14 protein-coding genes are annotated in these 12,596 nt (G+C 66.2%); 5 read left to right on the forward strand and 9 right to left on the reverse strand.

What is annotated here, in order from left to right:
* Nucleotides 1–12: 12 nt before the first annotated feature.
* The 6 genes from AC5P9P_RS09715 to AC5P9P_RS09740 form a co-directional block, all read right to left on the reverse strand.
* Entirely contained in the window at nt 13–573 is a 561-nt protein-coding gene (locus AC5P9P_RS09715; protein WP_049403715.1) for a queuosine precursor transporter, read from the reverse strand.
* Between the two features lie 75 nt (nt 574–648).
* A complete protein-coding gene (locus AC5P9P_RS09720; RefSeq protein WP_033833660.1) occupies nt 649–1,161 on the reverse strand; it encodes a hypothetical protein in 513 nt (170 codons plus the stop codon).
* Between the two features lie 32 nt (nt 1,162–1,193).
* The gene (locus tag AC5P9P_RS09725; protein WP_495232719.1) at nt 1,194–1,688 is read right to left on the reverse strand and encodes a hypothetical protein; all 495 of its coding nucleotides are present in this window, start codon (nt 1,686–1,688) and stop codon (nt 1,194–1,196) included.
* Between the two features lie 19 nt (nt 1,689–1,707).
* A complete protein-coding gene (locus AC5P9P_RS09730; RefSeq protein ID WP_495232720.1) occupies nt 1,708–2,559 on the reverse strand; it encodes a DUF2145 domain-containing protein in 852 nt (283 codons plus the stop codon).
* Between the two features lie 48 nt (nt 2,560–2,607).
* A complete protein-coding gene (locus AC5P9P_RS09735; protein WP_049443513.1) occupies nt 2,608–2,838 on the reverse strand; it encodes a hypothetical protein in 231 nt (76 codons plus the stop codon).
* Between the two features lie 128 nt (nt 2,839–2,966).
* Nucleotides 2,967–3,932: a mitochondrial fission ELM1 family protein gene (locus AC5P9P_RS09740; protein WP_495232721.1), complete on the reverse strand. Its 966-nt coding sequence runs from the start codon at nt 3,930–3,932 to the stop codon at nt 2,967–2,969.
* Between the two features lie 120 nt (nt 3,933–4,052).
* Between AC5P9P_RS09740 and AC5P9P_RS09745 the strand changes: the two genes are divergently transcribed.
* Complete coding sequence (locus AC5P9P_RS09745) at nt 4,053–4,643, forward strand: malonic semialdehyde reductase (protein WP_281056077.1); 591 nt, start codon at nt 4,053–4,055, stop codon at nt 4,641–4,643.
* Between the two features lie 75 nt (nt 4,644–4,718).
* Nucleotides 4,719–5,426 carry a YceI family protein gene (locus AC5P9P_RS09750; protein WP_005407837.1) on the forward strand — a complete coding sequence of 236 codons (708 nt, stop codon included), beginning with the start codon at nt 4,719–4,721 and terminating at the stop codon, nt 5,424–5,426.
* Between the two features lie 222 nt (nt 5,427–5,648).
* On the opposite strand, the gene AC5P9P_RS09755 is transcribed toward AC5P9P_RS09750, so the two are convergent.
* Nucleotides 5,649–6,050: a hypothetical protein gene (locus AC5P9P_RS09755; RefSeq protein ID WP_164144161.1), complete on the reverse strand. Its 402-nt coding sequence runs from the start codon at nt 6,048–6,050 to the stop codon at nt 5,649–5,651.
* A gap of 209 nt (nt 6,051–6,259) precedes the next feature.
* Between AC5P9P_RS09755 and AC5P9P_RS09760 the strand changes: the two genes are divergently transcribed.
* The gene (locus AC5P9P_RS09760) at nt 6,260–7,081 is read left to right on the forward strand and encodes a hypothetical protein (RefSeq protein ID WP_322535037.1); all 822 of its coding nucleotides are present in this window, start codon (nt 6,260–6,262) and stop codon (nt 7,079–7,081) included.
* A 170-nt stretch (nt 7,082–7,251) separates the two neighbouring features.
* Here AC5P9P_RS09760 and AC5P9P_RS09765 read toward each other — a convergent pair whose 3' ends face one another.
* Together AC5P9P_RS09765 and AC5P9P_RS09770 are read right to left on the reverse strand one after the other, a co-directional pair.
* Nucleotides 7,252–8,049 carry a siderophore-interacting protein gene (locus AC5P9P_RS09765; protein ID WP_322535038.1) on the reverse strand — a complete coding sequence of 266 codons (798 nt, stop codon included), beginning with the start codon at nt 8,047–8,049 and terminating at the stop codon, nt 7,252–7,254.
* Nucleotides 8,050–8,109: 60 nt separating this feature from the next.
* Nucleotides 8,110–8,670 (reverse strand): PadR family transcriptional regulator, encoded by a 561-nt coding sequence (locus tag AC5P9P_RS09770; RefSeq protein ID WP_288468879.1) that lies wholly within the window; start codon nt 8,668–8,670, stop codon nt 8,110–8,112.
* A gap of 568 nt (nt 8,671–9,238) precedes the next feature.
* Between AC5P9P_RS09770 and aceE the strand changes: the two genes are divergently transcribed.
* Together aceE and AC5P9P_RS09780 are read left to right on the forward strand one after the other, a co-directional pair.
* Nucleotides 9,239–11,926, forward strand: a complete 2,688-nt coding sequence (aceE, locus tag AC5P9P_RS09775) for a pyruvate dehydrogenase (acetyl-transferring), homodimeric type (RefSeq protein ID WP_012478970.1) — start codon at nt 9,239–9,241, stop codon at nt 11,924–11,926.
* Between the two features lie 81 nt (nt 11,927–12,007).
* Nucleotides 12,008–12,595, forward strand: a complete 588-nt coding sequence (locus tag AC5P9P_RS09780; protein ID WP_146257002.1) for a hypothetical protein — start codon at nt 12,008–12,010, stop codon at nt 12,593–12,595.
* Nucleotide 12,596 lies beyond the last annotated feature (1 nt).

Consider the following 12,596-nt stretch of genomic DNA (forward strand, 5'->3'; position numbering starts at 1 on the left):
GAGCATGTGCGGTCAGCTGGTGGCCCGCAGCGGCGCCATCTTCCACAACAACGCGCGGAACGGGGCCAGCAGGCAGACGCCGATCGCCAGCTTCACCGCCAGGTCGCCCGCTGCCCAGCTCACCCACGGCAGGGCGGAACCGGCAAACGCGATCGACCAGAAAATGGTGGTATCCACCGTCGCGCTGCAGGTGGTGGCCACCATCGGTGCGCGCCACCAGCTGCCACGACGCAGGCGGTCGAACACGGTGATGTCCAGCAGCTGCGCCACGATGAAGGCCGAGCACGAGGCAATGGCGATGCGCGGCGTGGCCACCCACACCGACAACACCACCGCCACCAGGAAGCCGATCCATGCCACGCGGCGCGCCGGGCCCGGGCCGAAGCGGCGGTTGATCAGGTTGCTGACCAGGAACGCGACCGGATAGCTGAAGGCACCCCAGGTCAGCCAATCGTTGATCGGGTACTGCACCAGTACGTTGGACAGCAGCACCACTGCGCCCATCGCCAGTACCGCCAGCACCAGGGCGCGGGCGGTCAGCGGGGCAAACACAGGGGCAGGACGCACGGACATGGCGAGCCAGGGGGACAAAGGGGATCGCCCATTATCCGCCCGGCCCGCGGCAAAGCCAAAACCGGTCGTTCAGCTTTACAGCGCTTCGCTCATCACGTCGCCAGCGGCGTAGGCGGTGGGCACGTAAGCCAGTGCCTGGCCCTGCGCGCTTTTCACGGTCCAGCCGGCACCGGCTTCGGTGGGGTCGAAGTGCACCTGCTGGCCGACCACGAAGCCTGCCGCCTGGTCTTCGTGCACGTGCGCCGGCCAGCGCAGGGTGGCGGTCTGGTCGGCCTTGTCCGGCACCTGCAGCTGTACCTGGCGCTCGCCCTCCGGCGTGGTCTCCACCTTCTTCACCTCCATCGGTGGCAGCGGCACTGCCTTGGTGCGCGTGGCCCGGCCGTTGCGTTCGCTGGCCTTGAACGGCGCCTTGGACAGTTCTGACAAGCCCATCGAGGCCGCCAGTGGCAACGACAGCACCACGAACGACGTCACGATCACGCTGGCCTCGCTGCTGTTCAACTGCGGCGCGGCGCCAGCATGGACAGTGGGCGCCAGCAGCGCCGAGAGCAGCAGGGCGGACGCGGGAATGCGCAGGCAACGGAACATGGAGACCTCCTGGTCAACGTGGGGGCGGCGGCTCAGCGCCGGGTATCGAAAATGTCGCGCGGGCCGGTGGCCTCGGGCAGGTATACCAGCGGGCGGCCCTGGTTGTCCTTCACCTGCCAGCCCTGGTCGGTGCCGGTCGGCTCGAAGTTCACGGTCTGCCCCACGGTGAACTGCACGGCGGGATCGCCGGGGCGCTTCGGCCACTGCATCGACGCGGTGTTCTGCGGGTTGTTGGCATCGCGCAGCAGCACTTCGCGGCGGCCGTCGACGGTGGTGGCGATGGCGCTCACCTGCATCTGCGGCAGCTTCACCGATGCGCCGTGGCCGGGCGGCAGCCCGGCATCCCGGGCTTCCTTGGCAGCGGCGGCGCGCGCGGAAGCCACCAGGGGCGCGGACATTTCCAGGCTCGGCCCCTGCGGGCCCGGGTCCTGCAGGATGATGATGCGGCGTTCGGCATGGGCGGTGTTCGCGCCGAGCAGGCCGGCAATGATCACCATCGACATCAGGGAAACAGGCAGCGGACGCATGTCGTTCTCCTCGCGGGATTCAGGGTGTAGCGGCAGCAGCACCGGCCACCGGCACATGGGGGATCACCAGTTCCTGCTGCAGCTGGCTGCGCTGGTGCAGGAAGTCGAATACCGATTCCACTGTCACCACCGAATAGTTGCCGGAAATGCGTTCGCCGGCGGGGTGGTCGGTGGTGGTGGCGTTTGCAATGAACAGGCGTGCACCCACGCGCTTGCCCAGGCCGATATGCAGCACGCTGGGCTGGTACTTCTGCTGGCGCAGCCACTGCTGTGCCTGTTCGCGCTTGACGATGGCCGGCGCACCGTCGGCCTGTGCCATCGCTGCCGCCAGCACCTCCAGTACCCACTGGTTGGAGTTCTGGTAGTCGGTGGCGAACGGGTAGGCGACCACGTTGTACCTGGTCTCGTGCAGCGCCTTGGGCTGGATCGACGGCGACACCAGCATCGCCTTCAATGCAGCACGCAGCGGCGCCGACGGCACGCCGATGCGCAGGTCGGTATGGCCGCCGCTCTCGCCGACGAAGTTGCCCAGCCCTTCGTGGTACAGCTGCGAGCTGTCGGTCTTGCAGCGGTTGAGCAGGTGCATCGCGCGCCAGCGGCCGTCGTCCTCGCGCAGCAGGAAGGCCAGGTGGCTGTGGCGCAGGCCGTAGCGGCTCAGGTCCTGGCCACCGCGCGCGGCCACCGCCACGTCCACCTCGGGCAGCGCGTCCAGGCGTTCGGCGGTGGTCCAGGCCACGTCCAGCATCGCCGCCTGCGACGCCACGCTCGGGTAGCGCTCGCGGCAGGCGGTGCTGTCGGCCCAGGCCGGTGCGGTCGCCAGCAGGCTGGCGATCAGCAGGGCGGCGCGGGGCAGGCGGGAGAAACGATCCATGTCGATACCTTCAACGGCGGGCAGGCCCGCGCGCCGATCATACGCCGCTCAGCGCAGCGGGCGGTCCACGCCCTTGCGCTTGAGTTCCCTGTCGCAGGCATCGCTGATCGGCGCGATCGGCAGCGGCGGGCGCTCGCCAGTCTTCGGATCGCGCAAGGCCGGTTGTTCGCGATACGCGTCCAGCTGCTGCTGGCACTGGTAGGAAATCGGGTCCAGTTCGGTGGGCGCGGTGGAGCAGGCAGCGAGCAGGGCCAGGGGCAGCAGGAGCAGGGTGCGCATGAAGACGTTCAGCGTGATGGGGGAAGCTGGACTCTAACGGTGCGGGCGGACCGAAATGTTCAGAAATCGCTGCGCACCCGGCACCACCGTGATGCCGGGCGCCCAGGATTGCCGGCCAGCGGCCGGGACTACCCCAATGCCAGGCGCTGCTTCACTTCTGCCGCTACCCGAGCGGTCTCGCGCAGCGGCTCGATGCGGTCGTACTGCCAGTCCAGCCAGCGCGTTTGCAATCGCCCGCGCTCGCGCAGCTGCTGTTGGAAGCGTGCCAGCCGGCCCTGCGCGGTATCGGCCAGCGCCACCATCACCGGCATGCGCGTGGCGCAGGCTTCAGAGAGCAGGTTCACCGAATCGGGCGACACCACCACGCGGTTGGCCCAGCCGAGCAGGCCACCATAGGGATTGGTGCCGTCGCCGCCGTCGCCCCAGATCACGTGCGGCAGGTCGGCGAAGGTCGCGCGCAGGATCTCGGCCAAGGCCGGCGGCGTGCGTCGCGAGGTGGTCGCCAGCAGGCTGCCGCCTTCGCTGCGGATCTGGTCGGCCAGCGCCTGGAACACGCCGACCATCGCCGTCTCATCCCACGGTGCCAGTGGTGTCGGCCCGCCCACCAGCAGCGCAGTACGCGGACCGGGCAGGGTGCTGAAGCCGGCGAACGCGGCGCGGCCCCAGGCCAGCCAGTCATCGTCCACCGGGTTGAGGCTGCCGAGCAGGGTCAGCACGTTGCTGCCACGCAGGGCATCGTGTTCGGGCACCACCACCACATCCCAGTGGCGGGCGCCGATGCGCGGGTCGAGGATCTGCACGACCTGGCTGCCACGTGCGCGCAGCACGCGCAGTGCGCCGGCGGCCTGGCGGCCACAGCCGATCGCCAGCGCCGGGGCGTCTGCCGCCAGTGTCGCGAAGGCCTGGCCGTAGCCGTTCACATCACCGGGCAGCCGCCGCGGCGACAGCCAGCGCCAGGGCGCGCGGGGCTGCAGGACCAGCGGCCGATGGGTGCCCTGGCGCAGCGCAGAGGCCAGCGCGACCGCCTGGCGGACATTGCCCGCACGGCCGTCCGTGACCGTCCAGGGCGCACTCGATCGTTTCACCTGTGGCATTAATTCGTTTCAGCCCTGCTGGGTGTTGCAACAGTCGCGACACTCTACACTGCGGCTCGTCGATTCGCCCCGCGCCGCCCGCGGGCACTGACTTCCTTTCGCCGCCCTGGAGATCCACCGATGTCCCACGCGCTCGACGCTGCCGCCCTCGATCAGCTGTTCCGTACTGCCCGTACCCAGAACGCCTTCCTCGACAAGCCGGTCCCGGCCAGCCTGCTGCAGGAACTGTACGACCTGGTGAAGTGGGGCCCGACGGCTGCCAACACCACGCCGGCCCGCTTCGTCTTCGTCACCTCGAAGGAAGCCAAGGCCAAGCTGGCCCCGGCCCTGTCTGAAGGCAACCACGACAAGACCATGGCCGCCCCGGTCACCGTCATCATCGGTTTCGACCTGGACTTCCACGAAAAGCTGCCGTACCTGTTCCCGCACACCGATGCCAAGGCCTGGTTCGACGGCCCGCAGGAAGGCCGCCACGAAGCCGCCATCCGCAACGGCAGCCTGCAGGGCGCCTACCTGATCCTGGCCGCACGCGCGCTGGGCCTGGATGCCGGCCCGATGTCCGGCTTCGATCCGGCCAAGGTGGACGAAGCGTTCTTCGCCGGTACCTCCATCAAGTCGAATTTCCTGGTCAACCTGGGTTACGGTGACTCGGCGGGCCTGTTCCCGCGTCTGCCGCGCCTGTCGTTCGACGAAGCGGCGCGCATCGCGTAAGTCGCTGTATCGGTTTCGGGCCGTCATCTTGGCGGCCCCTGTTGTCCCCACCCTACGATCCGGAGAGTTCCTGAGATGAGCGCCACCCGTAAACTGCTGCTGCCGCTGGCCCTGACCCTGGCCATCGCCGCCTGCTCCAAGCCGGCCGACACCGCTGCCCCGGCCGCCGATGCCGCCGCCCCGGCCACCACCGAGCAGGCCGCCACCCCGGCTGCCGATGCCGCCGCCGCTGCGCCGGCTGCTGAAGCGATCAAGATCGCCTCGGGCACCTACAAGCTGGACCCGACCCACACCGACGTGCTGGCGCAGTGGAGCCACTTCGGCTTCTCCAATCCCAGCGCGCACTTCGGCAACGTTGAAGGCACCCTGGTGTACAACGCCGAAGACGTGACCAAGTCCACCGTGGAAGTGAAGCTGCCGCTGAGCGGCCTGAACAGCTTCACCGCCAAGTTCGACGAGCACCTGAAGAGCGCCGACTTCTTCGACGCTGCCAAGTTCGCCGATGCCACCTTCAAGAGCACCAAGGTGGAAGCCGCTGGCACCAACAAGCTGACCGTCACCGGTGACCTGACCATCAAGGGCATCACCAAGCCGGTCACCCTGGACGTCACCGTCAACGGCGGCGGCGAGCACCCGATGGCCAAGGTTCCGGCCGCCGGCTTCGATGCCACCACCACCCTGAAGCGCAGCGATTTCGGCGTCGGCGCCTATGCCCCGAACGTCAGCGATGAAGTGAAGATCCGCATCACCACCGAAGCCACCGGCGAAAAGCCGGCCGCTTGATGCACCCCGCTCACTCGTCGTGAGAAGGCAGAAGGCCCGCTGAAAAGCGGGCCTTCTTTTTTGGAGCGCGGGTAGAGCCGGCCGCTGGCCGGCTGCATGCGAGGTGCCCGATGCCGATGGGGTTGCCGGCCAGCGGCCGGCACTACCCGGTAGACGCCAACCTGCATCTGGTGGGTGCGGACCTAGATCTGGTGGGTGCGGACCGTTGGTCCGCACGATCCCTCAGCGCAGCGCGCCCAACCATGCCACGCACGCTTCGCTCGGGCTCTGCTTGGCTTTCACCGCCAGCCCGCTCACGCGCACGAAGGTCTGCGCGGCCTGTGCCACCACCTGGCGTGCGATCAGTGCTGCCTGCTTGGTCGCGGCCTGCTGCTTGCGCAGCTGCACGATGTGCACCGACGGCCGGCCCACCGGTGCGTACTTCTGGTCGCGGCGCAGCACATCGGCCACCTGGGCCACTTCGAACTCGGCCTGCAGGTAGCGGTGCTGTGCTTCCACCAGTTCGCGCAGCGGCGTGCGCAGGGCAACGGTGTCGGCGAAGGCGGCCAGCGCCGCGTCGCAGGCGGCGTCATCGGTGAAGCGGGTACGCAGCGCATCCACGCTGGCCAGGGTCAGTTTGGCCATGTGGGCCTCGTTGCTGCAGGAAAGGAGCGCGATTGTCGCATTGCTTGGCGTGTTCCGGAGCGGCGGTCTTCCGTTTGGTAGAGTCGACTGTTAGTCGACTGCTCTTGGCGCGATACCGGAAACCCCCGCGCTGCGCGCGGTAGTCGACTAACAGTCGACTCTACCTGGCTGGCGTTTCAGGCACAGCCGCACCCACGGAAGGAAGACCCATGCAGGACGCGCAGTACTGGTTGAACGAATTCTGGTCGGGCCTGAGCGTGCTCGATCTGCTGGGCGGCAGCCTGCTCGGCACGCTACTTGGCCTGGTGCTGGGCATCCTCGCCTGGCGCGGGCTGCACCGCCGGGGTTGGTTGCAGCGGCGCAAGCGCAGGCATCACTGGCTGCTGGCCAGCTACGTGGTGGTGCTGCCGCTGGCCACCGCCTTCTTCGGGCTGCAGCTTGGCTTCACCGCCGGTGCGCACCGCGCGCTGTTCAAGCAGCTCGATCATTTCCAGCCGCACCTGCAGACCCTGGTGGAAGGCTGGAGCGAGGGCTTCACCGACTCGCTGGACGACCCGCGCATGCGCGAGGCTTTGCGCAGCCAGGGCACGGTGGGCGACGTGGCCGATACCATCGCTTCGGCCTACCTCAGCGAACATCCGTTGCCCGGTCTTGATCGTCTTGGCAACGGCCCGTTGGCACGCGGCACCGGCTGGGTGATCGGCAAGGTGCGCGAAGGCCTGCTGCGCGGCATGGTGGAAGACACGCTGGTGGACAAGGCCGGCACCCTCGGCCTGGAACCCAAGGTGGTGCGTGAAGCGCTGACGATGCATGTGGATGAGCTGCTGCACACCCGTGGTGTGCTGCGGCTGGTGAAGGCGCAGATCAACGGCATGATGCCCGGCGTGTACTTCGGGCTGCTGTTGCCGTTGTTGATCATCGCGCTGTTGGTGGCGCTGGAGATCTGGGCCGCGCAGCGGTTCGGATGGGCGCAGCAGGTGGTAGTGCCGGCCGCTGGCCGGCAATTTCAGGTTCCTGTCGAAGGTTCATGAGGTTGCCGGCCAGCGGCCGGCACTACCTGTCGGAGGGCGTGCGGATGCTGGCGCTGGAGATCTAGGCCGCGCAGCTGTTTGGGTGGATGCGGCCGGCACTACCTGTTGCAGGGCGTGCGGACCAACGGTCCGCACCCACCAAGCAGGGTCCGCACCCACCGGCTGCCCGGTCAATCGCCGTCGGTTTCGTCCGGGTGCGCCTTCCAGTAGCCGGTCGAGCGGATCCAGTCGCGCGGTACGCCCAGGTGGCCTTCGATGAATTTGCGCATCATCCGTGCGCGGCGCGATTCGGTGGCGATCCAGTAGAAGACATCGCCGTCCGGGGCCTCGAAGTCGGTCAGCATGTCTTCCAGCAGCGTGCTGCTGGCCGCCGGGAAGCCATTGCGCTCCAGCCAGTGGATGCGCACGTTCTCGTACTGCGGCAGGTCCTGGCGTTCGGCCTCATCGCTCACTTCAATGAAGGCCTGCACCTCGGCAGCGTCCGGCAGCACGTCCAGCCAGCGGGCGATGGCCGGCAGCGCGGTTTCATCGCCAATCAGCACATAGGCATCAAAGCTGTCGGCCACCACGAACGAACCGCGCGGGCCACCGATTACCAGCACGTCGCCCGGCTGCGCGCGCTCGGCCCACGGCCCGGCAATACCCTGGTCGTGCAGCACGAAGTCGATGGCCAGCTCGCCGGTTTCGTGGTCCCACCAGCGCGGGGTGTAGTCGCGGGCGGGCGAGGGCTCCTTGCCATCCGGGTAGCTGCGGCCTTCGGCGGTCAGCACCGGCAGCACCATCTCGCCCGCAGCGTTGGGGAAGAACAGCTTGATGTGGTCGTCGGCGCCGGGCGAATCGAAGCCGGCCAGCGCGTCGCCACCCAGCACGATGCGGCGCATGTGCGGGGTGACCTCTTCAGTGCGCAGCACGGTCAATTCACGGAAGCGCACATCCAGGCGCAGGCGCGTGTTGTTGTGTTCGGTCATGGGGGTTACCTGTAAAGGTGTCGCGCGGGGGCGCGCGGCGTAGGGAAGACCTGGCTGGAGTCAGTCTGGCTGGGTCATTGAAATCGGTGGTTGCTCGTTACCGGCGGTACCGTTGAGCAGGGCCGAGGCCCGGGTCAGCAGCGCGGCCACTTCGTCCGCCTCGCCCTCCGCCCAGCGGCCGTGGTGGTGCACCAGCGCCCGCTTGAACTCGCGCAGGGCACCGGCCAGCGGCGGCGGCAGCGAGGCCTTGGTGATCTCGCGGGCGCGGTCGAAGGCACGTCGCTGCGCCAGGCGCACCTGGGTGCGCTGCACCTTCAGCTCGAACTCGCCGGCGGCGGTGATGCGGAAGATCCGCTTGCCGTCCACTTCCTCGGCCTCGATCCAGCCGGCCTGCTCGAAGCTGGCCAGCAGCGGGTACATGGTGCCGGCGCTGGGCGTGTAGGCCTGCATGAACTGGTTGCTGATCAGCTGCATCAGCTCATAGCCATGGCGGGGTTGTTCGCCGATCAGGGCCAGCACCAGCAGGCGCAGGTCGCCGCGGCTGAGCACCCGCGGCTGGCCGTTGCGGCGCGGCACTTCCGGATTGGTGGAACGGGCTCTGGGAGAAGCGGTGCGGCTCATTTCGATATATCGGTAAACGAGTGTGCAAACGATATATCGATATATCGAAGACGACAATCACCGATCCGGCCACAAGCGGATCAGTTTTGGGCCACGGCCAGCCCCGCGCACGGCAAAAGGGGCGCCCCTTGCGAGGCGCCCCGGGCAACACTGTGGAAGGGAGCGAGGCAGGGCCAGACGGCGGACCGAAGCGGGCGAGGCCAACACTCGAGGCCTACCCTGAGGGCAGGGTGGGGGCCAATCCAGAGGCAGGTGCGACACGTTGTCGCCGGTTCAGCGCCAGCACGCGCAGCCGATACAGGTGGGCATGGCGCTGCCCTACAACCGTCATCGGCAGCGGTAACACTGCGTCCTGCACATGGGCGCAGCGGCCCGCAAGCGACAGCCCGCGCAGCCACCAAGGCCCGCCGCAGGGCCTTCAGCGGGCCCGGCAAGCCCCTTGCGGACACTGGCCGGTTGCATCCATACGCCTGCGTAGCCAAGTGACGAAAGCCCTTGGTGCGCTACACTTTGCGGTCTAGAAATCTATACAACAGTCGCGCGCGTGCGTGCGGTTATGGGAGCGCTAATGAACTGGTTGAACGAGGTGCTGAACAACGACCCGAATCCTGTGGAAACCCAGGAGTGGATCGAGTCGTTGAAGGCCGTTATTGATGTCGAGGGCTCCGAGCGCGCGCATCAGCTGCTGGAAGGCATGGTGGAACTGACCCGTCGTTCGGGCGCCTACCTGCCGTTCTCTCCCACCACCGAATACGTCAATACCATCGAACCGCAGTTCGAGGCCAAGAGCCCGGGCAACGCCGAGCTGGAATGGCGCATCCGTTCGATCATCCGCTGGAACGCGATGGCCACCGTGGTGCGCGCAAACCGCAAGCCGGGTGACCTGGGCGGCCACATCGCCTCGTTCGCCTCCGGCGCCACCCTGTACGACGTGGGCTTCAACCACTTCTGGCGCGCCCCGAGCGAAAACCACCCGGGCGACCTGCTGTTCATCCAGGGCCACAGCGCCCCGGGCATCTACGCGCGTTCCTTCCTGGAAGGCCGCATCAGCGAAGAGCAGCTGGACAAGTTCCGCATGGAAGTGGACGGCGGTGGCCTGTCCTCGTACCCGCACCCGTGGCTGATGCCGGACTACTGGCAGACCCCGACCGTGTCGATGGGCCTGGGCCCGCTGGCCGCCATCTACCAGGCGCAGTTCATGCGCTACCTGGAAAACCGTGGCCTGATCGAGAAGTCCGACCGCAAGGTGTGGTGCTTCATCGGCGACGGCGAGAGCGACGAGCCGGAAACCCTGGGTGCCATCGCCCTGGCCGGCCGTGAAGGCCTGGACAACCTGATCTTCGTGGTGAACTGCAACCTGCAGCGCCTGGATGGCCCGGTGCGCGGCAACGGCAAGATCATCCAGGAACTGGAAGGCGTGTTCCGTGGCGGCGGCTGGAACGTGATCAAGCTGCTGTGGGGCGGTTACTGGGATGCCCTGCTGGCCAAGGACACCAATGGCGTCCTGAAGAAGCTGATGATGGAAACCGTCGACGGCGAATACCAGAACTGCAAGGCCTTCGGCGGCGCGTATACCCGCGAGCATTTCTTCGGCAAGTACCCGGAAACCGCTGCGATGGTCGCCGGTCTTTCCGACGACGACATCTGGCGCCTGAACCGTGGTGGCCACGACCCGCACAAGGTGTACGCCGCCTACCACCAGGCCGTGAACACCAAGGGCATGCCGACCGTCATCCTGGCCAAGACCGTGAAGGGTTACGGCATGGGCAGCGCCGGTGAGGCACTGAACCCGACCCACCAGACCAAGAAGCTGGACGACGAAGCGGTGCGCCACTTCCGCGACCGCTTCAACATTCCGGTGACCGACGCGCAGCTGGCTGACGGCCAGGTACCGTTCTACCACCCGGGCCCGGATTCGCCGGAAGTGCAGTACCTGCAGGAACGCCGTGCCGCGCTGGGCGGTTACCTGCCGCAGCGCCGCCGCAAGGCCGACAAGACCTTCGTGGCGCCGAAGCTGGAAGCCTACGAGCGCCTGCTGAAGAGCAGCGGCGAGCGCAGCTACTCCACCACCATGGCCTTCGTGCAGAGCCTGAACATCACCCTGCGCGACAAGGAACTGGGCCCGCACATCGTGCCGATCGTGGCCGACGAAGCCCGTACCTTCGGCATGGAAGGCCTGTTCCGCCAGATCGGCATCTACGCGCCGTTCGGCCAGAAGTACAAGCCGGTGGACGCCGACCAGCTGATGTTCTACCGCGAAGACCAGAGCGGCCAGGTGCTGCAGCAGGGCATCAGCGAGCCGGGTGCGATCAGCTCGTGGATGGCCGCCGGTACCAGCTACTCGGTCAGCAACGTGCCGATGCTGCCGTTCTACATCTACTACTCGATGTTCGGCTTCCAGCGCGTGGGCGACATCGCCTGGCAGGCCGCCGACATGCGTACCCGCGGCTTCCTGCTGGGTGGCACCGCCGGCCGCACCACGCTGAACGGTGAAGGCCTGCAGCACGAAGATGGCTTCAGCCATCTGGTGGCCGGTGGCATCCCGAACGTGCGCAGCTATGACCCGACCTTCGGCTTCGAAGTGACGGTGATCCTGCAGCACGGCACCAAGCGCATGATGGAAGACCAGGTGGACGAGTATTACTACGTCACCCTGATGAACGAGAACTACACCCACCCGGAAATGCCGGAAGGCGCGGCCGAAGGCATCGTCAAGGGCATGTACCTGCTGACCGACGCCGGCAAGCCGAAGAAGGGCGAGCTGCGCGTGCAGCTGCTGGGTTCGGGCACCATCCTGCGCGAAGCCATTGCTGCTGCCGAGCTGCTGGACAAGGACTTCGGCGTGACCGCCGACATCTGGAGCTGCCCGAGCTTCAACGAACTGCGTCGCGATGGTTTCGACGTGGAACGTGCCAACCGCCTGCATCCGGAAGGTGAGCAGCGCAAGGCCTACGTGACCGAGCTGCTGGAAGGCCGCCAGGGCCCGGCGATTGCCGCCACCGACTATGTGCGTGCGTATGCGGACCAGATCCGCGCCTTCGTGCCGATGTCTTACACGGTGCTGGGTACCGATGGGTTTGGCCGTTCGGATACGCGTGCGAACCTGCGCCGGTTCTTTGAGGTTGACCGGTACTACATCGCGCATGCCGCGATTGCGGCGCTGGCAAAGGAAGGGAAGATGACCGCGAAGGATGTGGCCCGGGCGATCAAGCAGTACAAGATTGACCCGGAGAAGGCTAATCCTGTTGGGGTTTGATTTTTTAATTAGATGAAATATAAAAGGGCGACCAGAGATGGTCGCCCTTTTTCTACACGCCGGACTGCCTGAGGTTGCTGCATGGATGATCGAACATATGCGTGGAATTATTTCTCAATACATGCAGCACAGCGAATGGCGGTTTTTCAGTTCTATATCACACTCGTTACCGCCATTTTTGGCGGGGGGGTTCTTATTGCCGGGAGTGCTGAAAATAGAAAGTGGTCTGTATTTCTATTTATTCTAGTCCCGTTACTCTCTTTTGTATTTGAACGGCTGGACAGGCGGACTTCCCAGATGATTAAGAAGGCCGAGGCCGCGCTGATGGAGCTGGAAGGTAATGGTGGGGGCTCGGCATGTGCAATATTCACGAAAGATCATGCATTTCAAAGTTCCGAGAAGGGTGGGATTTCGTATAGTCAGAGCTTCAGAATTGTATTCTATGCAGCCGCTATTCTCGGTCTGGCCGCTGCTCTGGTTGCGGTCTTGCACGGTGGAACTTCGAAAGAGAAGGAGCTGTCGAAAGTCTCGCCGCACCTGAATTCGATAAGCGCGTGTGAGTATACGCCGACTCCCGCTTTGCCCCGATGTACGAGCGGTGTTTCTGAGTATGGGCTGTGCCTATACTACTATTCTGACCTTCCAATCATCCAGAGGGACATGAGGTGAT

Source organism: Stenotrophomonas sp. YJH_SMC_14-1 (assembly GCF_059372275.1).

What these genes read in the sequence shown, in the direction of transcription:
- AC5P9P_RS09715 (WP_049403715.1), bottom strand. Translation starts at nt 573, where the DNA reads ATGTCCGTGCGTCCTGCCCCTGTGTTTGCCCCGCTGACCGCCCGCGCC.
- AC5P9P_RS09720 (WP_033833660.1), bottom strand. Translation starts at nt 1,161, where the DNA reads ATGTTCCGTTGCCTGCGCATTCCCGCGTCCGCCCTGCTGCTCTCGGCG.
- AC5P9P_RS09725 (WP_495232719.1), bottom strand. Translation starts at nt 1,688, where the DNA reads ATGCGTCCGCTGCCTGTTTCCCTGATGTCGATGGTGATCATTGCCGGC.
- AC5P9P_RS09730 (WP_495232720.1), bottom strand. Translation starts at nt 2,559, where the DNA reads ATGGATCGTTTCTCCCGCCTGCCCCGCGCCGCCCTGCTGATCGCCAGC.
- AC5P9P_RS09735 (WP_049443513.1), bottom strand. Translation starts at nt 2,838, where the DNA reads ATGCGCACCCTGCTCCTGCTGCCCCTGGCCCTGCTCGCTGCCTGCTCC.
- AC5P9P_RS09740 (WP_495232721.1), bottom strand. Translation starts at nt 3,932, where the DNA reads ATGCCACAGGTGAAACGATCGAGTGCGCCCTGGACGGTCACGGACGGC.
- AC5P9P_RS09745 (WP_281056077.1), top strand. Translation starts at nt 4,053, where the DNA reads ATGTCCCACGCGCTCGACGCTGCCGCCCTCGATCAGCTGTTCCGTACT.
- AC5P9P_RS09750 (WP_005407837.1), top strand. Translation starts at nt 4,719, where the DNA reads ATGAGCGCCACCCGTAAACTGCTGCTGCCGCTGGCCCTGACCCTGGCC.
- AC5P9P_RS09755 (WP_164144161.1), bottom strand. Translation starts at nt 6,050, where the DNA reads ATGGCCAAACTGACCCTGGCCAGCGTGGATGCGCTGCGTACCCGCTTC.
- AC5P9P_RS09760 (WP_322535037.1), top strand. Translation starts at nt 6,260, where the DNA reads ATGCAGGACGCGCAGTACTGGTTGAACGAATTCTGGTCGGGCCTGAGC.
- AC5P9P_RS09765 (WP_322535038.1), bottom strand. Translation starts at nt 8,049, where the DNA reads ATGACCGAACACAACAACACGCGCCTGCGCCTGGATGTGCGCTTCCGT.
- AC5P9P_RS09770 (WP_288468879.1), bottom strand. Translation starts at nt 8,670, where the DNA reads ATGAGCCGCACCGCTTCTCCCAGAGCCCGTTCCACCAATCCGGAAGTG.
- aceE (WP_012478970.1), top strand. Translation starts at nt 9,239, where the DNA reads ATGAACTGGTTGAACGAGGTGCTGAACAACGACCCGAATCCTGTGGAA.
- AC5P9P_RS09780 (WP_146257002.1), top strand. Translation starts at nt 12,008, where the DNA reads ATGGATGATCGAACATATGCGTGGAATTATTTCTCAATACATGCAGCA.